This is a genomic window from Duganella rhizosphaerae, from assembly GCF_040364205.1.
GTDB classification, from domain to species: Bacteria; Pseudomonadota; Gammaproteobacteria; order Burkholderiales; family Burkholderiaceae_D; genus Rugamonas; species Rugamonas rhizosphaerae.
Genome location: NZ_BPWK01000002.1, coordinates 212007 through 230101 on the forward strand (window position 1 = coordinate 212007; position 18095 = coordinate 230101).

Sequence of the window (18095 nt, forward strand, 5' to 3'; positions counted from 1 at the left end):
CACCACCATGCCGACCGAACTCGATCTCCGCAGCTACTTCGCCGAACCCTTGTCCGGCGTGCACAGTTTCGCCCAGCTGGTGTTGCCGATCAAGGGCAGCGTGATCATGGATATCAAGGGTTCAGGCGCCGTGGTCCATCCGCAGCGCGCCGCGTTTGTCGAGCCGGGCTTGGTGCATGAGGCTTCGGCCACCGGGCCGAACCAGTCATTGATCCTGGATTTCGACCTGGCGGCGGTACCGCAGGCCACCGCCGCCAAGCTGTCCGAGCGGCGGTACGCACCCATCAGTGCGCCGGCCGCCAAGCTGATCGACTTCATCGGCCTGCTGCGCGCGCAGTCCGGCGCCAGCGAGGCGACGCTGGCCCACTGGCTACCGCTGTTGCTCGAGACGCTGGCGCAGCAGGAAATCCGTCCCGCCTCGCGCCTGTTGGCCGCGCTGGGCCAGATCGAAGTCCATCCTGGCCAACCGTGGAATACCGAAACGATGGCCAAGGCCGCGCACATGAGCGTGAGCAGCCTGCACCGCGCCTTCCGCGACGAGATGCAGACCACGCCGCTGGCCTGGCTGACCGATATGCGCCTGCGCTGGGCCTGCCGCCAGCTGGCGCAAACCGATCTGCCCATCGCCCGGCTGGCGATGCAGGCCGGTTACGCCGACCAGAGCGCGCTGACACACGCGATGCGCCGCGCGATGGATGTTACGCCGCTGGCTTACCGCAAGCGCGAACGGCAGAACCAGACAAAAACCTGACAGCTACACACAATCCCTGACCACGGCTCGCGCCGACAATGACCGCTACAGTGACAGGAGGCGGTATGTGGTACGGCGTGTTGTGCGGCCTGGCGGCTGGATCGATGTGGGGCATGGTGTTCGTGCTGCCGAAGTGGCTGGCGGATTTTTCCCCGTTCGAGCTGATGTTCGGGCGCTACGTGGCCTACGCGTTGATCTCGCTGGTGCTGCTGGCGCCGCGCCTCGGCGGCCTGTTGCGGCGGCTGACCCGCGCCGACTATTGGGTGCTGCTGCGCTACGCCCTGGCCGGCAATGTCGTCTACTACCTGCTGCTGTCGTGCGGCGTGCAACTGGCCGGGGTGTCGGCCGCGTCCCTGATTATTGGACTGCTGCCATTGACGATTTCGCTGTTGGGCCAGCGCGATCACGGTTCGGTGTCGCTGCGTGTGCTGGCCTGGCCGCTGGCGCTGGTGGCGGTGGGCATGGTGTGCATCAACGTCGAAGTATTCGCCAGCCCGCCAGGACATACCGCATGGTCGACCGTGGCGACAGGCATGCTGTGCGCCGTTGGCGCGCTGGTCAGCTGGACCTGGTACGCCGTCGACAACACGCGCTTCCTGAAGCGCAACCCACGCTTCAGCAGCGGCGACTGGTCCGGCCTGTTCGGCATCGCCAGCGGCCTGGTGGCGTTGGCGATGGGACTGGTGATGTTTTGCATCGGTGGCGCGGAGCAAACCACCGCGCCGCCACGTGATTGGTTGCGCTTCTGGGGCCTGATCACGCTGGTGGCCGCAGGCGCTTCAGTGATCGGCAACCAGCTGTGGAACATGGCCTGCCGCCGCGTACCGGTGACGTTGTCCGGGCAGCTGCTGCTGTTCGAGATCCTGTTCGGCATGTTGTACGGCTACCTCTACCAACACCAGGCTCCGCGCCTGCTGGAGGTGATGGCCATCGTGCTGCTGATCGCCGGCGTGGCGTGGTCGGTGTGGTTGCACGCGGAGCCACGATCCGTTCGCTGTCCTGCCTAACTGGCAGCGGCAATCTGCGCATCCAGGCGCAAGCGGCTGGTTTCGAGCAGCGTCTGACGGAAGATCTCCACCAACGGCCGCAGGTTGACCTTGTGCCAGGCCAGCCATAGCGGCGTGCGGTAGCTGAACCATGGCAGTTCATGCAGCACCACGCCGCGCGGCGCCTGGTAGCGCAAGCTTTGCTGTATGACCGCCAGTCCCAGTCCAGCCGCCACCATGCCCAACGCCGCCTGCGGTTCCGCGACATCCATCGTGATGGTTGGCGTAAAGCCTGCCTTGGCGCAGGCCGCGATGAACTGGTCATGCCGCAGCGGATGATCGCGGTGCACCACGCCTATCCATTTTTGATCGGCCAGCTCGGCCGGTTTGATTTTTTTCGCGCGCGCCAACGGATGACCTTCCGGCACCGCCAGCAGCATCGGATCGTCCAACACCTGTATGCGATCCAGGTCGGGATCGTCGACAGCCGGCGGGGCGCAGACCAGCGCGATATCCAGGCTGCGCTGACGCAGGCCTTCCAGCTGTTCGGGCGAGTGATAGTTGTACAGCGCTACGTGGACTGCTGGCCGGTGTACTCGCAGTTCGCGCAGCGCGTCCGGCAGCACGCCGGAATGCACGGCGTTCTCCAGGTAGCCGATGCACAAGCCGCCTTCGTCGCCCTTGCCCAGGCGGCGCGCCAGCGACTCCAGCCGGTTGCCATGCGTCAGGAAGGCGCGCGCTTCGGCCAGGAATACCTTGCCGTCGGCCGTCAGGCGTATGCGCTGTTGCGAGCGTTCGAACAGCACCAGTCCCAGCTTGTCTTCCAGCTGCGCGATCTGCCGGCTCAGCGGCGATTGCGAGATGTGCAGCCGTTCCGCCGCCCGTCCCACATGCTCTTCTTCGGCCACCACGACGAAATAGTGGAGTTGTCGCAAGTCCAACATGTAAGACCTTTCGTGACTTAAGTATGACTAATTATGTCTTAGACAGACTGATTAAGGCAACCTAAACTTGCCTCATCGTTCAACTGAAAGGAACTACACCATGAGTCTCAAGGATAAATTGCCGCACAACGCGGTACTGGGTTTTGGCACTGCTCCACTGGGCAATATGTTTCGCAATATTCCCGAGCAGGAGGCGGCCGCGACCGTTGATGCGGCCTGGGAGCAGGGCATCCGCTTTTTCGACACGGCGCCGTTCTACGGTGCGGGCCTGTCCGAGATGCGTCTCGGCCAGGCGCTGGCCAAGCGTCCCCGCAATGAATACGTGCTGAGCACCAAGGTCGGCCGCCTGATCCTCGATGAAACCGAGGACACCAGCAAGCGCGATCTGGGCGAGAAGGGCGGCCTGTTCGAGTTCGGCCGTCCGAACAAAATCGTCAACGACTACTCGGCCGACGCCACGCTGCGTTCCATCGAAGACAGCCTGAAGCGGCTGGGCACCGATCACCTGGATATCGTCTGGGTCCACGACGTGGCGCAGGATTTCTACGGCGATGGCTGGCTGGCGCAGTTCGAGATCGCGCGCACCGGCGCCTTCCGCGTGTTGACCCGCTTGCGCGAGGAGGGCGTGATCAAGGCCTGGGGCCTTGGCGTCAACCGCGTCGAGCCGCTGGAACTGACGCTGGACCTGAGCGAAGCGCAACCGGACGGCTTCCTGCTGGCGGGCCGCTACACGCTGCTTGATCATGAACGCGCCTTGCAGCGGCTGATGCCGGCAGCTGCGGCGCGACAGGTCGACATAGTCGTCGGCGGCCCCTACAGCTCAGGCATCCTGGCTGGAGGCACGCACTTCGAATATCAGCAGGCCTCGCCCGAGATCGTGGCCAAGGTCGCGCGCATCAAGACGATTGCGGATCGCTACGGCATTCCGGTGAAGGCTGCGGCCCTGCAGTTTTCGCTGGCCAATCCCGCCGTCGCCGCGGCGATCCCGGGCGCCAGCCGGCCGGAGCGCATTGCCGAAGACATGGCGGCGTTGAAGGTCGAAATTCCAGCCGGCTTCTGGCGCGAACTGCGCGAACAGCGGCTGGTGGCCGCAGCCGCACCGCTGCCCATCGATAGTTAATCGATGAAGGCCATGTTCATAGTTCCTACTTCCTGTGCGCGCTAACGCACAGAACCGTGATGCATAGGGCGTATTGTGGGTGGCTGCCGGATGGAGGCGGACGATGCGCCTGTCCTTATTGATGCATAACGCAGGAAATAACGGGCGAAGGCGTAATCATGAGTGAAGCCGCACTACCGGTGACTGAAGATGATGGCCCGCTCTCTCGCTGGTGGATACGCACGATACTGATCGTGATGGGCCTGGGTTTTGCCGGATTGATCACGATTACTCTGCTGTCCTATCAGAACGCTCCGCCGGTCCCGGCGCAGGTGGTGGATGCGCAAGGCGGCGTCGTCTTCACCGGCGATGATATCGGCAACGGCCAGGCCATATTTCTCAAGTATGGCTTGATGGCCAATGGCAGCATTTGGGGCCATGGCGCCTATCTCGGCCCGGACTTTTCGGCCGCGACCTTGCATAGCATGGGCGCGCAGACCGCCGAGGTCATCGCATGGCAGCGTTACCAGCGGCTTTTTGCCGCATTGTCACGCGCAGAGCAAGCAGCGGTGCAGGGCGAGACCGTGGCGGCGCTCAAAACCAATCGCTATGATGCTGCCACCGCGACCTTGTATTTTACCGGTCCACAGACAGCGACCTTTCACCAGCAGATCGGTTTTTGGACGGAGTATTTCCGCGAGCCGTCGCGCAACGGCGGACTCAAGGCCAACCTGATTACCGATGCCACCGAGTTGCGTCAGTTCACCGCCTTCGTCATGTGGACGGCCTGGGCGTCGGTGGCCGAGCGTCCGGGCACAGACTATTCCTATACCAATAATTTTCCGTACGATCCCAGCGTCGGCAATCTGCCCACCTCCAGCGCCCTGTTGTGGAGCGCCTTGAGCCTGATGGTGCTACTGGCAGGCATTGCGGCCGTGCTGTTAGCGTTCGGGAAATTCGACTACCTCGGCTGGATCACGCGTGGCCATCATGTGCAGCCGCAACTGCTGCCGGGGAAATCGAGCCGGGGACAAAACGCGCTGGTGAAATTCTTCGTCGTCGTGGCGCTGCTGTTGCTGGCGCAATCGCTGGTGGGCGGCGCCGTCGCCCATTACCGCGCGGATCCCGGCAGTTTCTACGGCTTCCAGTTGGAGCGCGTCTTTCCGAGCAACCTGATGCGCACCTGGCATTTGCAGATGGCGATCTTCTGGATTGCCACAGCCTATGTCGCGGCGGCCCTGTTTCTCGGTCGCTCGCTGCGCGCCGAAGAGCCGCGCTGGCTGGCCGGCTCGATCCACGTATTGTTCGCCGCCTTTGCGCTGGTGATCGGCGGCAGCCTGCTCGGCGAATGGCTGGGCATTGCGCAACTGCTTGGCCGCTGGTGGTTTTGGTTTGGCAACCAGGGTTGGGAGTACCTGGAACTCGGCCGTGTGTGGCAGTATTTGCTGGTGGCTGGCCTGCTCGGCTGGTTCGGCTTGCTATGGACTTTGGTGCGGCCGCGCGCGCTGGCGCAGCCGGCGGTACGGCCCATCGTCCAGATGTTCCTGATCGCCGCGCTGGCCATCCCGGTATTTTATGTGCCGGCACTGTTCTTTGGCGCCAAGACCAATTTCACGGTGGTCGACACCTGGCGCTTTTGGATCATCCATTTGTGGGTGGAAGGATTTTTCGAGTTCTTCGCCACCACGGTGGTGGCGCTGACCTTCTATCAACTCGGCCTTTCGCGCCGCAATGTCGCGCTGCGGGTGATTTATCTGGACGCCATCCTGTATTTCCTCGGCGGACTGATGGGCACCGGCCATCATTGGTATTTCAGCGGACAAACCAACGTCAACATGGCGCTGTCTTCGCTGTTCTCGGTGCTCGAGGTGGTGCCGCTCACCTTGCTGACCCTGGATGCCTGGGACTTCGTGCGCACCACGCGCGGCGCCCGCGATGCAAGCGGCAAGACGATCGCCATACCGCACAAGTGGACCTTCTATTTCCTGATGGCGGTGGGCTTCTGGAACTTCGTCGGGGCCGGCATGTTCGGCTTCCTGATCAATCTGCCCATCGTCAGCTACTACGAGGTCGGCACCCAACTGACGCCGAGTCATGGACACGCCGCGATGATGGGGGTGTTCGGCATGCTGGCGATCGCGCTGATGGTGTTCGTGCTGCGCCAGACCAGTGACGACGCGCGCTGGGCTGGCATCGAGAAATACATCAAGGTCGCCTTCTGGGGCTGCAACGGCGGCTTGGCGATGATGGTCACCATGAGCCTGTTCCCCAGCGGCGTGCTGCAGGTCTGGGACGTGCTTCAGAATGGGTACTGGCATGCACGCAGCCTCGACTACATAGGCAGCGAGAGGTCACGCTTGATAGAATGGCTGCGCCTGCCTGGCGATCTGGTATTCATCCTGTTTGGCGCGGTGCCGCTGGTGATCGCTTCGGTGAAGGGCTACCTGGGTGTGCGTGCCGCAGAAAGTGCAAGCTGAAATTACGCATGCTCGTGAGCTAACGCGGCATTTCCTTCTCGTAGCCATACTGCACGTAGATGCGGCGGATGGTGCCGTCGCGATACATGCCGCGCACGATGTCGTTGAGCCGCGCCACCTCGGCCTTGTCCATGTCCTTGTGGCAGGCCAGGTACATCTCGGCGTGCGCAAAGGACAGCACCTGTTCGAAGTCGTCGATGCCGAGTTCGCGTTGCAGGAACAGGCCCGACATCCGCCCCACCGACCACAGCTTGATGCGCTGCTTTTGCAGCTTGGGCGGATTGAGCCTGTCGTTGGGCACGATCGCCACCCGCAGCTTGTGCTCGCGCAGGAAGGTCACCGAGGCGTCGCCGATGAAGGTGCCGATCTGGTAGCCGGCCGCCTCGTCCAGGCTGTTGAGCTTGATGTGGTCGTCGCGCCGGGCGAACAGCACCCAGTTGTTCTGGCCGATCGGGCCGACCCACTGGTAGTTGTCCTCGCGCTCGGGCACGCGGGCCGTGGTGTACAGGCAGGAATTGGCGGTGCTCATGGTCAGCACCATCGCCCGCGCCCACGGCGCGACGATGGGCTGGGTGGTCGGCACGCCGGCCCGCTGCATCAGCTCGGCGACGATGTCGGCCGCCAGGCCCACCACCTTGCCGCTGTTTTTATCGACCCAGCTGAAGGGCGGATAGTCTTCCGTGTACAAGGTCATCGGCTCCGCCGCGTGCGCGCTGATCATCAGCATCAGGCACAACAGGGCGGAGCGGATCAGCATGGCCTTATGCTCCGCCGGCGTAGCCGTTCTGGCGCCAGGCTTCGAACACCACCACGGCCACCGTGTTCGACAGGTTCAGGCTGCGGTTGTCGGGACGCATCGGCAGGCGGATGCGCTGGGCCGGTGGGAAGGTCTCGCGGAAGGCCGGATCGAGGCCGCGCGTTTCCGAGCCGAACACGAACACATCGCCCGGCTTGAAGGTGGCGTCGGCGAACGGCGACGAGCCGTGCGTGGTCATGGCGAACATGCGGGTCGGGTCCGGCTGCACCTCGGCCAGGAAGGCCGACCAGTCCGGGTGGACTTTCATCTGCGCGTATTCGTGGTAGTCCAGGCCGGCGCGCTTGAGCTTGGAGTCTTCCAGCGGGAAGCCCAGCGGCTCGATCAGGTGCAGCTGCGCGCCGGTGTTGGCGCACAGTCGGATCACGTTGCCGGTGTTCGGGGGAATTTCGGGTTGGACTAGTACGACGTGAAACAAAGTGGTTCTCCTCTTTCAAATTCAATGTGGCGGCGTGCGGGCAAACACCAGGTTGCTCACGCGCGCGGCGCCATGGCGCTTCAGCGTTGCCGCCAGTTCGTTCAGCGTGCGGCCGCTGGTCATGACGTCGTCGACGACGCCGATGTGGCGGCCCCGCACCAGCGCGGCGTCCGGGATCGCAAACGCGCCGGCGATGTTGCGCCGCCGCTCGTCCGGTGCGACGCTGCTCTGGGCCGCGGTGTCGTGCACGCGGCTGGCCAGCCGTGGATGCAACGCCACGCCCAGGCTGCGCGCCAGCGGCCGCGCGATCTCCAGGGCTTGATTGTAGCCGCGTTCGGCCAGCCGGCGGGGGCCCAGCGGCACCGGACACAGCAGGGCGGGCAGGGTGAAGCCGGGCTGTTGCAGCACGGCGTCGCGCAGCAGGCGGGCAAACAGTGTTGCCAGCGCGAGACGGTGGCCGAATTTAAGCTGCAATACCAGCTGGTCCAGCGGCATCGCGTAGTCGGCGGCGACCAGCGTGACGTCGAAGGCCGGCGGCTCGACGCGGCAGCTGCCGCACAACTGGCCTTGCGCCGAGTCCGGCAGCGGGTTGGCGCAGCGCGGACAGCGAACCACGGCAGCCTCGGCGCCGAAGAACTGGGTGGCGCAGGCGGAACACAGCAACTCGCCGCTGGCGGCGGCGCATAGCGCGCACGAGGCCGGCAACAGACCGCGCAGCAAGGCCGAGCCGCTGCGATGAAGCAGGGCGCTGATCGTGCCGATCGTGCCGATTCTCGGAGTGGCAAGCATCGAAGCTCCAGGACGCGTTTGCGTTCAACCATGTACACTGCCGACATTATCGCACTACACCGAACCACATCATGCAAGTCCCCGCAAATCCCCCGAAGCTCAGCGCCCCGATCGACCGGGAGCGCGTGCGCGCGCTGTTCAACCGTCCCGAGCGCATCGCGCCGTCCGATTTCCTGCGCCGCGAAGTGTCGTCGCGCATGTTCGACCGGCTGGAACTGATCAAGGTCGCACCGCAGCGCGTGCTGGACGCCGGCTGCGGCGCCGGTGCCGATCTGGCACTGTTGCAGAAATCCTATCCTGCCGCGCAAATACTTGGTATTGATGCGGCCGAAGCCATGGTGCGTGCCGCGCAGGGGCCGGCGGCGAAACAATCGTCGCTGAACCAGCTGCTGAGCAAGCTGCTGCCGGCCAAGACCGGCGTTGACCTGCTGTGCGGCGATTTCGCCGAACTGCCGCTGGGACCGAACACGGTGGACCTGGTCTGGTCCAATCTGGCGCTGCACTGGCATCCGCAGCCGGACCGCGTGTTCGCCGAGTGGCGTCGCGTGCTGCGCGTGAACAGCCTGCTGATGTTTTCCTGCTTCGGCCCGGACACTTTCCGCGAACTGCGCGCCGCCTTTGCCGAGGCCGACCTGGCCCAGCACGCGCTGCCTTTCGTCGATATGCACGATTTTGGCGACCAGTTAGTGGAAGTTGGCTTCTCTACACCGGTGCTGGACATGGAAGTCATTACCGTCACCTACGACACGCCGCAGGCCCTTCTGGCCGACGTGCGCGCGCTGGGCGGCAATCCGCTGAGTACGCTGCGGCGCGGTTTGATGGGCAAGCAAGCCTGGCAGCGCATGCTGGCCACGCTGGAAAAAGGCCGTCGTCCAGATGGCAAGCTGGGCCTGACTTTCGAGGTGATTTACGGCCACGCCTTCCGTCCGGCGCCCAAAATGACCTCCAAGGGCGAAGCCATCATCCGATTTGATTTACCACGAAAGCCGCGCCAGTAGCGGCTTTGCTGGCACACTGTGGTGCCACGGGCTACGCCATAGTTGTGATTTGGATTATTTCTTGAGCGGGGCGATGTTGTTATATATAATCATTGACTAATTTTGCCAGCAAGTCACGTCGCCAGCTATAAAACAGCGAGCGGAGCAATAGGCAGGCAAAAACGAGCACGAACGAGCATTTGAATTAAGCAGAATCAGGCTTTTGCGTTGTCCCTGGGCAGTATCTGGGGATGAAGCGGAAGGCCTCAAGGTCCCGCCGGGGTCGCGTCCTGAAGAATTTTTCGGACGAGACTGGCAAGGGGCCTGAAGTTGTTTAAGGAGCGGCGCCGGTTCAGTTCACCGAAATCCGGAGTCGTTAAAAAAATATTTTAATTTCTTGGGTGGTTGGGGAAAACATGAAACATGCGAAGCGACTTCAATCGTTGATGCTCGGGCTGTCGGTAACGGCGGCAAGTATCCCAGCGTGGGCGGCTGACAAGGCGGCAAGCGCGGTAGGCACGGCAGGCACCTACGCCGCAGCGACCGGCGGTACCGGCGGTCCCGTTGCCGGCGAGCTTAATCTGCAACCTCCAGCGACCCAGATCGCGACCGAAATCTACAATCTGCATACCTGGATGATGCTGGTCTGCCTGGTCATCTTCGTCGCCGTGTTCGGCGTGATGTTCTACTCCATCTTCAAGCACCGCAAATCGCTGGGCCACAAGCCGGCCACCTTCCACGAATCGACCGCTGTCGAGATCGCCTGGACCGTGGTGCCCTTCCTGATCGTCATCGGCATGGCCTTGCCGGCGACCCGCACCGTGGTCGGCATGAAGGACACCTCCAACGCCGACATCACCATCAAAGTGACCGGCATGCAGTGGAAGTGGGGCTACGACTACCTGAAAGGCGAGGGCGAAGGCATTTCCTTCCTGTCCACGCTGTCGACCCCGCGTGCGCAAGTGGGTTCCCCAGGCTTCGAACCGACCGAGAAGCGCGGCGACAACTACCTGATGGAAGTCGACAACGATGTCGTCGTTCCGGTCAACAAAAAAATCCGCATGGTCACCACCGCCAACGACGTGATCCACTCGTGGTCGATCCCGGCTTTCGGCGTCAAGCAGGATGCGATCCCGGGCTTCGTGCGCGACGCCTGGTTCAAGGCTGAACACACTGGCACCTATCGCGGCTACTGCTCCGAGTTGTGCGGCAAAGAACACGCCTTCATGCCTATCGTGGTCAAGGTCGTCACCGACGAAGAGTACAAGGTCTGGGTCGATGGCAAGAAAAAAGAAATGGCCGCGCTGGCTGACGATCCAAGCAAGACCTGGACTATCGACGAGCTGAAAACCAAGGGCGAAAAAGTCTACGCCACCAACTGCGTGGTCTGCCACCAGGCCAACGGCAAGGGCGTGCCGGGCACGTTCGCACCGCTGGATGGTTCGGCAGTGGTTGACGGCCCGAAAGCGGAACAGATCAACGTTCTGCTGCACGGTAAGAAGAGCGGCAAGTACAGCGCTGAAATGCCGGCATGGAAGCAACTGTCGGATACGGATATTGCGGCTGTCATCACCTACACCCGTAACAGCTGGTCGAACAAGGCCGCCGAAAACATCGTTCAACCAGCCGAAGTTGTGGCTGCACGTAAGTAATCAGGAGCGTTACAAATGAGCACTAGCACCTTGGATCACGCACACGATCACGATCACGCTCACGACCATCCCCATGGTTTGGGGCGCTGGTTGTTCGCCACCAATCACAAAGACATCGGTACGCTGTACCTGTGGTTCTCGTTCATCATGCTGCTGTCCGGCGGCGTGCTGGCACTGATGATCCGCACCGAGCTGTTCAAGCCGGGCCTGCAGTTCTTCCAGCCTGAGTTCTTCAACCAGCTCACCACCATGCACGGCCTGGTGATGGTGTTCGGCGCCATCATGCCGGCCTTCGTCGGCTTCGCCAACTGGATGATCCCGCTGCAAGTGGGCGCGTCGGACATGGCCTTCGCCCGCATGAACAACTTCTCGTTCTGGCTGCTGCCACCGGCGGCCATCTTGCTGGCGACCTCGTTCCTGGTCCCTGGCGGCGCCACCGCGGCCGGCTGGACGCTGTACGCACCGCTGTCGACCCAGATGGGCCCAGGCATGGACATGGCGATTTTCGCGATGCACCTGATGGGCGCCTCGTCGATCATGGGTTCGATCAACATCATCGTCACCATCCTGAACATGCGCGCTCCTGGCATGACCCTGATGAAAATGCCGATGTTCTGCTGGACCTGGCTGATCACCGCCTACCTGCTGATCGCCGTGATGCCTGTGTTGGCTGGTGCGATCACCATGACCCTGACCGACCGTCACTTCGGCACCTCGTTCTTTAACGCTGCCGGCGGCGGCGACCCGGTGATGTATCAACACATCTTCTGGTTCTTCGGTCACCCTGAGGTCTACATCATGATTCTGCCGGCCTTCGGCATCGTCTCGCAGATCCTGCCGGCCTTCGCCCGCAAGCAGCTGTTCGGCTACGCGTCGATGGTGTACGCCACCGCGTCGATCGCGATCCTGTCGTTCATCGTCTGGGCCCACCACATGTTCACCACCGGCATGCCGGTGACCTCGCAGCTGTTCTTCATGTACGCGACCATGCTGATCGCGGTGCCGACCGGCGTTAAAGTGTTCAACTGGATCGCCACCATGTGGAAGGGTTCGATGACCTTCGAAACCCCGATGCTGTTCGCGGTCGGCTTCATCTTCGTGTTCACCATCGGCGGCTTCACCGGCCTGATCCTGGCCGTGACCCCGATCGACATCCAGCTGCAAGACACCTACTACGTGGTGGCGCACTTCCACTACGTGCTGGTGGCGGGTTCGCTGTTCGCGCTGTTCGCCGGCTTCTACTACTGGTCGCCGAAGTGGACCGGCCACATGTACAACGAAGCGATGGGCAAGACCCACTTCTGGCTGTCGCTGATCACCTTCAACATCACCTTCTTCCCGATGCACTTCCTGGGCCTGGCAGGTATGCCGCGCCGCTACGCCGACTATTCGGCGCAGTTCACCGACTTCAACATGATCGCCACCATCGGTGCTTTCGGTTTCGGTCTGTCGCAGGTGTTCTTCCTGTTCTTCGTGATCCTGCCGACCATCCGTGGCGGCAAGAAAGCCGCGGACAAGCCATGGGATGGCGCTGAAGGCCTGGAATGGACCGTGCCATCGCCGGCGCCGTTCCACACCTTCGAAACGCCACCGCAGTTCAAATGATCATGGGCGAACAGAAGAAGCCTAATAACGCGCGCACCGGCCTGCTGCTGGCCGGTGTTGCCCTGTTCTTTTTCCTGTCCGTGTTCGTTAAGCGGATGTGGCTGAGCTGACGTGAGCGACGATAAGGAAATACGCGGCATCGACCGCCAGCTGTTGCGCAAGCTGATCGTGGTGGCGGTGCTGATGTTCGGGTTTGCGTACGCGCTGATTCCGTTCTACCGTCAGATCTGCGAGGCGCTGGGCATCAACGTGCTGACGCAGAAGGATGGCACGGTCACAGCCGACACCAACACGCAGATCGACAAGACGCGCGATGTGGTGATCGAGTTTGACGGCAATGCGCAAGGCCCGTGGCGTTTCCGTCCGGTGACGCGCAGCATGACGGTGCATCCGGGCGAGCTGGCGACGGTGATGTATGAGGTGGTCAACACCCAGAACCGCGAAGTCAGCGCGCAGGCGATACCGAGCTACGCGCCGCAAAGCGCGATGCCGCATTTTAAGAAGGTCGAGTGTTTCTGCTTCAAGCAGCAGACCATGAAGCCGAACGAAGCACGGCAGATGCCGGTGGTGTTCTTCATCGATCCGGCGCTGCCGAAGGATGTGAAGACCATCACCTTGTCGTACACCTTCTTCGAGGTGGGCGGTCTGGACAAGACTGCATCCAAGTAAAGGTGGGCGGCATGGAAGAAGAGAAAAAGAAACAAGCGTCGTTCATGTATTCGATGAAAGCGGTGTTCTGGTCGTTCTTCGGCCTGCGTCGCAAAAGCGATTTCGACACCGATTCGGCCAAGCTGAACCCGGTGCACATCATCATCGCGGCCTTGATCGGCGTGGCATGTTTTATTGGACTGCTGATCACTATCGTTAAGGTTGTAGTTTCAAAATAAATTTAGGGAGATGAAGATGAGTTCACATAACGCCTCGGCACCGTACTACTTCGTGCCTGGTCCATCCAAATGGCCGCTGTTCGCAGGCATGTCCCTGCTGACCACCATGATCGGCGCTTCCGCCTGGGTCAATGACGTATCGTGGGGCCCGGCCGTGAACTTCGTGGGTCTGGCCGCTATCATTTCGGTGCTGTACTTCTGGTTCGGCGACGCCATCAAGGAATCCGAAGCCGGTCAGTACGGCCAGCGCGTCGACCATTCCTATCGCTGGTCGATGGCCTGGTTCATCTTCTCGGAGGTGATGTTCTTCGGCGCCTTCTTCGGCGCGCTGTTCTATGCGCGCACGATCACCATGCCTTGGCTGGGCGACCTGGACCACAAATTCATCTGGCCTGATTTCGCCGCGCACTGGGGCAACGTCGGCCCGGCCGGCACGGTGCAGGAATTCAAGACCATGGGTCCGTTCCCAATTCCGACCATCAACACCGCGCTGCTGCTGACCTCCGGCCTGACCTTGACCATCTCGCACCATGCGCTGCGCGCCGGCCATCGCGCGCAGACCGCGTTCTGGCTGTTCGCCACCGTGGCGCTGGGCGCGATCTTCATGGGCTTCCAGGCTTATGAATATCACCACGCGTACACCGAGCTGAACCTGAAACTGACCTCGGGCATCTACGGTTCGACCTTCTTCATGCTGACCGGTTTCCACGGCTTCCACGTGACGATGGGCGCGATCATGCTGTCGGTGGTGCTGTTCCGCGTGCTCAAGGGCCACTTCACGGCCGACAACCACTTCGCCTTCGAAGGCGCGGCCTGGTACTGGCACTTTGTCGACGTGGTCTGGCTGGGCCTGTACGTGGTCGTTTACTGGCTCTAACAAGGCTATAATGCCGCAGCGATGCTGCTGCGGCGCTGAAGAAAAAGCCGCATGCGGGAGCGTCCCGGATGCGGCTGTTTTTTTGCCGGCACCACCCCGCAAGGCGGCCACAGGGGTCTGACCCCGTACGGGGTCAGACCCCAGCTTCGGTTCGGGGGTTGCGGTCAGCCGCGGATGCCGGTGGGCTGGATGTAGCCGAGCTTGTGCGCGACCAGCAGGGCGATGAACAGGGCGATCGACAAGCCGACCCGCACCGCCAGCGCGCGCACGGTGTTGTTACTCTTGCCCTTGTCGCGCATCAGGAAGTAGAACGCGCAAGCCAGGCTGCCGATGATCAGGGTGAACGCGATGGCGACAGCAATTTTCATGGCGGGCAGGAGAGTGAATTGATGAAGGTTCCATTGTAATGGGTATTGCGTTCCGTTTTAAACTGATCCCCTTCGTGGCGACCGTGCTGGTGGTCGCGCTGGGCATCCAGCTGGGCAACTGGCAGCAGCGCCGCGCCGCGCAAAAAATCGTGTTGCAGGCCAAGCTGGCCCAGGGCAACGCCAGCGCGCCTGTGCAGCTGGACGGCGCGCCGCTGGCCGCCGAGGCGGTGGAGTTCCGCCGCGTGTCGGTCACCGGCGAATTTGTCGCCAACTGGCCGCTGTACCTGGATAATCGCCCGTCGGCGGGCCGCTCCGGTTTTTACCTGCTGATGCCGTTTAAAATTGCGGGTACCGGCATGCATGTGCTGGTGGCGCGCGGCTGGCTGCCGCGCGATCCGGCCGACCGCGCCAGGCTGCCGGCCTACGCCACGCCAACCGGCACCGTGACATTGCAAGGCATGGCGCGGCTGGACGCCGGCCACGTGATGGAACTGGCCAAGACGCCGACGCTGACGCCCAAGGCCATCGTGCAGAACGCCGATCCGCTGCAGGTGGCCAGGGATAGCGGCTTGACCATGCAGCCGTTCGTGATCGAGCAAACCGCCGCGGCCCAGCCGGCCGGCGACGACGCGCAGATGGTGCGCGACTGGCCGGCGCCGGCGCTGGGCGTGGAAAAACATCAGGGCTATGCCTTCCAGTGGTACGCACTGTCGGCGATGGCTGTTATCTTCTTTGTGGTGAACGGATTCAGACGTGGAAAACAAAAGTAATCAAAGCCGTGGTCGTTGGAAGCTGTTGCTGGTGCTGGCCGTGTGCGCGGCGCCGCTGGTGGGTTCTTATCTCACCTATTACGTCATCAAGCCCAAGGGCGGCGTGACCAATTTCGGCGCGCTGATCGATCCGCGCCAGCATCCGATTCCGGCCATGGCCAGCACCACGCTGGACGGCAAGCCGGCCACGCTGGAGAACTACAAGGGCAAGTGGATCATGCTCAAGGTCGGCCCGTCCGACTGCAAGCAGGATTGTCAGGACCAGCTGTTCGCCATGCGCCAGCTGCGCACCATGCAGGGCAAGGAGATGGAGCGCATCGAGCGCGTGTGGATGATCACCGACGACCAGCCGCTCGACACGCTGCTGATGCGCGTCAACGACGGCACCCGCATGCTGCGCGCGCCGGCCGCCGTGATCGACAAGTGGCTGCCGCTGGAGCAGGGCGCCGGCGACCGCGTGTCCGACCACGTCTACCTGATCGACCCGCTGGGCAACCTGATGATGCGCTTCCCCAAAGGCGCGGTCTCCAGCGACACCGAGAAAGTCAAGAAAGTCCACAAGGACATCAGCAAGCTGCTGAAGGCTTCCGCGATAGGCTGATCATGCATTCCACCACTCTCGCTCAAATGGCCGTGACGGCGCTGCTGGTGGCGCTGTTGCCGCTGTCGCTGGTGTGGACCTCGTCCGACGCCAACAAATACCGCAAGCTGGTCTGGGTCTGCGTGTTCCTGACCTTCGACCTGATCGTGTTCGGCGCCTTCACGCGCCTGACCGACTCCGGCCTCGGCTGTCCGGACTGGCCGGGCTGCTACGGCGCCGCCAATCCCTTCCTCGCGCACGAGCAGATCACGGCGGCCGAAGCGCTGCTGCCGACCGGCCCGGTGACCGTGTTCAAGGCCTGGATCGAGATGATCCACCGCTACCTGGCGATGGCGATCGGCGTGCTGATCGTGGCGATGATGGCGCAGTCCTGGTACCAATGGCGCAAGTCCAAAGGCGAGCGCGCGGAGTACGCGCCGTGGCTGCCGACCGTGCTGTTCCTGTTCGTCTGCCTGCAAGGCGCGTTCGGCGCCTGGACCGTGACCCTGAAGCTGCAACCGGTCATCGTCACCACCCACCTGCTGCTGGGCATGGGCCTGCTGGCCTTGCTGGCGTGGTATGGCGGGCGCCAGAACCAGCTGATCGCGCCGGTGCGCACGGTGACGGCCTCGCCGCCGGCGATGCGCAACATCCGCCTGCTGGCGGGCGCCTCGGCAATTTTGCTGCTGGTGCAACTGGCGCTGGGCGGCTGGACCAGCACCAACTACGCCACGCTGGCCTGCACCGATTTCCCGCTGTGCGGCGGCAAGCTGGTGCCGGACATGGACTTCGAGCACGGCTTCACGCTGTGGCGCGAGCTGGGCAAGACCGCCGCCGGCCACTACCTGCCGTTCGCGGCGCTGACGGCGATCCACTGGGTGCACCGCAACTTCGGCGTGCTGGTCGCGCTGGTGGCCGGCTACACGGCCTGGCGCGCCTGGGAGCACCGGGCGCTGCATAAAACCGCCCGCTATCTGGCGCTGACGCTGGCGGCGCAGATCGCCACCGGCGTCGCCACCATCTACCTCAGCTTCCCGCTGGCGATCGCGGTGCTGCATAACGCCGGCGCGGCGCTGCTGGTCCTGCTACTGACCATGTTAAACTACAAGGCTAAGTACCAGTACGATATTGCAAAAAAGGCAGCCTCTGGCGCAGCATCTTCGCACGCATCCGCTGCCCGGCAAAAGTAAGCACCACTAAGCACCTAATGACCACACACACCGCCACATCCAAACCCGCCAGCCGCGCCTCCCAATACTGGGCGCTGACCAAGCCCCGCGTCACGCAACTGGCCGTCTTCTGCGCCGTGATCGGCATGTTCCTCGCCAGCGACGGCATGCCGGACTGGCGCCTGCTGGTGGCCGCCACCGCCGGCATCTGGCTGCTGGCCGGCGCGGCCTTCGCCGTCAACTGCCTGGCCGAGCGCGAGATCGACGCCCGCATGGCGCGCACCGCCCGCCGCCCGATGGCGATGGGCGACATCAGCGTGACCCAGACCGTGATCTTCGCCACCGTCATCGGCGGCGCCGGCATGTGGATCCTGTACGCGTTGGTGAACCCGCTGACGATGTGGCTGACCTTCGTCACCTTCGTCGGCTACGCCATCATCTACACCATGATTTTGAAGCCGGCCACGCCGCAGAACATCGTCATCGGCGGCCTGTCCGGCGCGATGCCGCCGGCGCTGGGCTGGGCCGCCGTCGCCAACGACGTGCCGATGCAGGCCTGGCTGCTGGTGCTGATCATCTTCGTCTGGACCCCGCCGCACTTCTGGGCGCTGGCCATGTACCGCCGCGACGACTACGCCAAATCCGGCCTGCCGATGCTGCCGGTCACGCACGGCATGAAGTTCACGCAGTTCCACGTCTGGCTGTATTCGATCGCGCTGGCCGCCACCACCTTGCTGCCGTTTGCGGTGCATATGAGCGGCCTGATCTACCTGGCCAGCGCCGTCGCGCTGAACGCCGTGTTCCTGCACCACGCGTGGAAAATTTACCGTCACTACACCGACCTGATCGCCCGCAAGGCCTTCACCTGGTCGATCATCTACCTGTCGCTGCTGTTCCTGGCGCTGCTGGTGGATCACTACTTTAAATACTGA

General features: G+C 62.9%; 20 protein-coding genes. 15 read left to right on the forward strand and 5 right to left on the reverse strand.

The window, feature by feature from the left end; all coding sequences use genetic code 11:
- Nucleotides 1–7: 7 nt before the first annotated feature.
- Together RUGAMON1_RS04880 and RUGAMON1_RS04885 are read left to right on the forward strand one after the other, a co-directional pair.
- Nucleotides 8–751, forward strand: a complete 744-nt coding sequence (locus tag RUGAMON1_RS04880) for a helix-turn-helix domain-containing protein (RefSeq protein WP_445229441.1) — start codon at nt 8–10, stop codon at nt 749–751.
- A gap of 65 nt (nt 752–816) precedes the next feature.
- Complete coding sequence (locus RUGAMON1_RS04885; RefSeq protein ID WP_445229442.1) at nt 817–1758, forward strand: DMT family transporter; 942 nt, start codon at nt 817–819, stop codon at nt 1756–1758.
- Here RUGAMON1_RS04885 and RUGAMON1_RS04890 read toward each other — a convergent pair.
- The gene (locus RUGAMON1_RS04890) at nt 1755–2681 is read right to left on the reverse strand and encodes a LysR family transcriptional regulator (RefSeq protein WP_445229443.1); all 927 of its coding nucleotides are present in this window, start codon (nt 2679–2681) and stop codon (nt 1755–1757) included. The genes RUGAMON1_RS04885 and RUGAMON1_RS04890 overlap by 4 nt on opposite strands.
- Nucleotides 2682–2781: 100 nt before the next feature.
- Here RUGAMON1_RS04890 and RUGAMON1_RS04895 point away from each other — a divergent pair, with 100 nt between their 5' ends.
- Together RUGAMON1_RS04895 and RUGAMON1_RS04900 are read left to right on the forward strand one after the other, a co-directional pair.
- Entirely contained in the window at nt 2782–3801 is a 1020-nt protein-coding gene (locus RUGAMON1_RS04895; RefSeq protein ID WP_445229444.1) for an aldo/keto reductase, read from the forward strand.
- Nucleotides 3802–3959: 158 nt separating this feature from the next.
- The gene (locus RUGAMON1_RS04900) at nt 3960–6257 is read left to right on the forward strand and encodes a nitric-oxide reductase large subunit (RefSeq protein ID WP_445229445.1); all 2298 of its coding nucleotides are present in this window, start codon (nt 3960–3962) and stop codon (nt 6255–6257) included.
- A gap of 19 nt (nt 6258–6276) precedes the next feature.
- Here the strand turns inward: RUGAMON1_RS04900 and RUGAMON1_RS04905 are convergent, their stop codons facing one another.
- Genes RUGAMON1_RS04905 through RUGAMON1_RS04915 form a run of 3 tightly spaced genes read right to left on the reverse strand, consistent with a single transcriptional unit; the run spans nt 6277 to nt 8278 of the window.
- Complete coding sequence (locus tag RUGAMON1_RS04905) at nt 6277–7014, reverse strand: substrate-binding periplasmic protein (protein WP_445229446.1); 738 nt, start codon at nt 7012–7014, stop codon at nt 6277–6279.
- A 4-nt stretch (nt 7015–7018) separates the two neighbouring features.
- Nucleotides 7019–7489, reverse strand: coding sequence for a tRNA (uridine(34)/cytosine(34)/5-carboxymethylaminomethyluridine(34)-2'-O)-methyltransferase TrmL (trmL, locus tag RUGAMON1_RS04910; protein ID WP_445229447.1), 471 nt, complete (start codon nt 7487–7489; stop codon nt 7019–7021).
- Nucleotides 7490–7510: 21 nt separating this feature from the next.
- On the reverse strand, nt 7511–8278 hold the full coding sequence (locus RUGAMON1_RS04915) for a ComF family protein (RefSeq protein ID WP_445229448.1): 768 nt from the start codon (nt 8276–8278) through the stop codon (nt 7511–7513).
- Between the two features lie 71 nt (nt 8279–8349).
- On the opposite strand from RUGAMON1_RS04915, the gene RUGAMON1_RS04920 reads away from it, so the two are divergent.
- From RUGAMON1_RS04920 to RUGAMON1_RS04950, 7 genes are all read left to right on the forward strand, one after another.
- Nucleotides 8350–9276 carry a methyltransferase domain-containing protein gene (locus RUGAMON1_RS04920; RefSeq protein ID WP_445229449.1) on the forward strand — a complete coding sequence of 309 codons (927 nt, stop codon included), beginning with the start codon at nt 8350–8352 and terminating at the stop codon, nt 9274–9276.
- A 395-nt stretch (nt 9277–9671) separates the two neighbouring features.
- Nucleotides 9672–10907 (forward strand): cytochrome c oxidase subunit II, encoded by a 1236-nt coding sequence (gene coxB / locus RUGAMON1_RS04925; protein WP_445229450.1) that lies wholly within the window; start codon nt 9672–9674, stop codon nt 10905–10907.
- Between the two features lie 15 nt (nt 10908–10922).
- Entirely contained in the window at nt 10923–12512 is a 1590-nt protein-coding gene (gene ctaD / locus RUGAMON1_RS04930; RefSeq protein ID WP_445229451.1) for a cytochrome c oxidase subunit I, read from the forward strand.
- Nucleotides 12509–12622 (forward strand): cytochrome oxidase small assembly protein, encoded by a 114-nt coding sequence (locus tag RUGAMON1_RS04935; protein WP_020704999.1) that lies wholly within the window; start codon nt 12509–12511, stop codon nt 12620–12622. The genes ctaD and RUGAMON1_RS04935 overlap by 4 nt, the downstream gene beginning before the upstream one ends.
- 1 nt (nt 12623) lies before the next feature.
- Nucleotides 12624–13181 (forward strand): cytochrome c oxidase assembly protein, encoded by a 558-nt coding sequence (locus RUGAMON1_RS04940; RefSeq protein ID WP_445229452.1) that lies wholly within the window; start codon nt 12624–12626, stop codon nt 13179–13181.
- Between the two features lie 11 nt (nt 13182–13192).
- Nucleotides 13193–13399, forward strand: coding sequence for a DUF2970 domain-containing protein (locus RUGAMON1_RS04945; protein WP_445229453.1), 207 nt, complete (start codon nt 13193–13195; stop codon nt 13397–13399).
- Nucleotides 13400–13415: 16 nt separating this feature from the next.
- On the forward strand, nt 13416–14276 hold the full coding sequence (locus tag RUGAMON1_RS04950; protein WP_445229454.1) for a cytochrome c oxidase subunit 3: 861 nt from the start codon (nt 13416–13418) through the stop codon (nt 14274–14276).
- A gap of 164 nt (nt 14277–14440) precedes the next feature.
- On the opposite strand, the gene RUGAMON1_RS04955 is transcribed toward RUGAMON1_RS04950, so the two are convergent.
- Nucleotides 14441–14644 (reverse strand): twin transmembrane helix small protein, encoded by a 204-nt coding sequence (locus RUGAMON1_RS04955; protein ID WP_445229455.1) that lies wholly within the window; start codon nt 14642–14644, stop codon nt 14441–14443.
- A gap of 38 nt (nt 14645–14682) precedes the next feature.
- Here RUGAMON1_RS04955 and RUGAMON1_RS04960 point away from each other — a divergent pair, with 38 nt between their 5' ends.
- The 4 genes from RUGAMON1_RS04960 to cyoE are packed head-to-tail and all read left to right on the forward strand — an operon-like array spanning nt 14683 to nt 18095.
- Entirely contained in the window at nt 14683–15414 is a 732-nt protein-coding gene (locus tag RUGAMON1_RS04960; RefSeq protein WP_445229456.1) for an SURF1 family protein, read from the forward strand.
- Nucleotides 15398–16015 (forward strand): SCO family protein, encoded by a 618-nt coding sequence (locus RUGAMON1_RS04965; protein ID WP_445229457.1) that lies wholly within the window; start codon nt 15398–15400, stop codon nt 16013–16015. The genes RUGAMON1_RS04960 and RUGAMON1_RS04965 overlap by 17 nt, the downstream gene beginning before the upstream one ends.
- 2 nt (nt 16016–16017) lie before the next feature.
- Nucleotides 16018–17184, forward strand: a complete 1167-nt coding sequence (locus tag RUGAMON1_RS04970) for a COX15/CtaA family protein (RefSeq protein WP_445229458.1) — start codon at nt 16018–16020, stop codon at nt 17182–17184.
- A 17-nt stretch (nt 17185–17201) separates the two neighbouring features.
- Nucleotides 17202–18095 carry a heme o synthase gene (gene cyoE, locus RUGAMON1_RS04975; RefSeq protein WP_445229459.1) on the forward strand — a complete coding sequence of 298 codons (894 nt, stop codon included), beginning with the start codon at nt 17202–17204 and terminating at the stop codon, nt 18093–18095.

What these genes read in the sequence shown, in the direction of transcription:
- RUGAMON1_RS04915 (WP_445229448.1), bottom strand. Translation starts at nt 8,278, where the DNA reads ATGCTTGCCACTCCGAGAATCGGCACGATCGGCACGATCAGCGCCCTG.
- RUGAMON1_RS04935 (WP_020704999.1), top strand. Translation starts at nt 12,509, where the DNA reads ATGATCATGGGCGAACAGAAGAAGCCTAATAACGCGCGCACCGGCCTG.
- cyoE (WP_445229459.1), top strand. Translation starts at nt 17,202, where the DNA reads ATGACCACACACACCGCCACATCCAAACCCGCCAGCCGCGCCTCCCAA.
- RUGAMON1_RS04900 (WP_445229445.1), top strand. Translation starts at nt 3,960, where the DNA reads ATGAGTGAAGCCGCACTACCGGTGACTGAAGATGATGGCCCGCTCTCT.
- coxB (WP_445229450.1), top strand. Translation starts at nt 9,672, where the DNA reads ATGAAACATGCGAAGCGACTTCAATCGTTGATGCTCGGGCTGTCGGTA.
- RUGAMON1_RS04960 (WP_445229456.1), top strand. Translation starts at nt 14,683, where the DNA reads ATGGGTATTGCGTTCCGTTTTAAACTGATCCCCTTCGTGGCGACCGTG.
- RUGAMON1_RS04890 (WP_445229443.1), bottom strand. Translation starts at nt 2,681, where the DNA reads ATGTTGGACTTGCGACAACTCCACTATTTCGTCGTGGTGGCCGAAGAA.
- ctaD (WP_445229451.1), top strand. Translation starts at nt 10,923, where the DNA reads ATGAGCACTAGCACCTTGGATCACGCACACGATCACGATCACGCTCAC.
- RUGAMON1_RS04885 (WP_445229442.1), top strand. Translation starts at nt 817, where the DNA reads ATGTGGTACGGCGTGTTGTGCGGCCTGGCGGCTGGATCGATGTGGGGC.
- RUGAMON1_RS04955 (WP_445229455.1), bottom strand. Translation starts at nt 14,644, where the DNA reads ATGAAAATTGCTGTCGCCATCGCGTTCACCCTGATCATCGGCAGCCTG.
- RUGAMON1_RS04905 (WP_445229446.1), bottom strand. Translation starts at nt 7,014, where the DNA reads ATGCTGATCCGCTCCGCCCTGTTGTGCCTGATGCTGATGATCAGCGCG.
- RUGAMON1_RS04920 (WP_445229449.1), top strand. Translation starts at nt 8,350, where the DNA reads ATGCAAGTCCCCGCAAATCCCCCGAAGCTCAGCGCCCCGATCGACCGG.
- RUGAMON1_RS04970 (WP_445229458.1), top strand. Translation starts at nt 16,018, where the DNA reads ATGCATTCCACCACTCTCGCTCAAATGGCCGTGACGGCGCTGCTGGTG.
- RUGAMON1_RS04880 (WP_445229441.1), top strand. Translation starts at nt 8, where the DNA reads ATGCCGACCGAACTCGATCTCCGCAGCTACTTCGCCGAACCCTTGTCC.
- RUGAMON1_RS04895 (WP_445229444.1), top strand. Translation starts at nt 2,782, where the DNA reads ATGAGTCTCAAGGATAAATTGCCGCACAACGCGGTACTGGGTTTTGGC.
- RUGAMON1_RS04950 (WP_445229454.1), top strand. Translation starts at nt 13,416, where the DNA reads ATGAGTTCACATAACGCCTCGGCACCGTACTACTTCGTGCCTGGTCCA.
- RUGAMON1_RS04945 (WP_445229453.1), top strand. Translation starts at nt 13,193, where the DNA reads ATGGAAGAAGAGAAAAAGAAACAAGCGTCGTTCATGTATTCGATGAAA.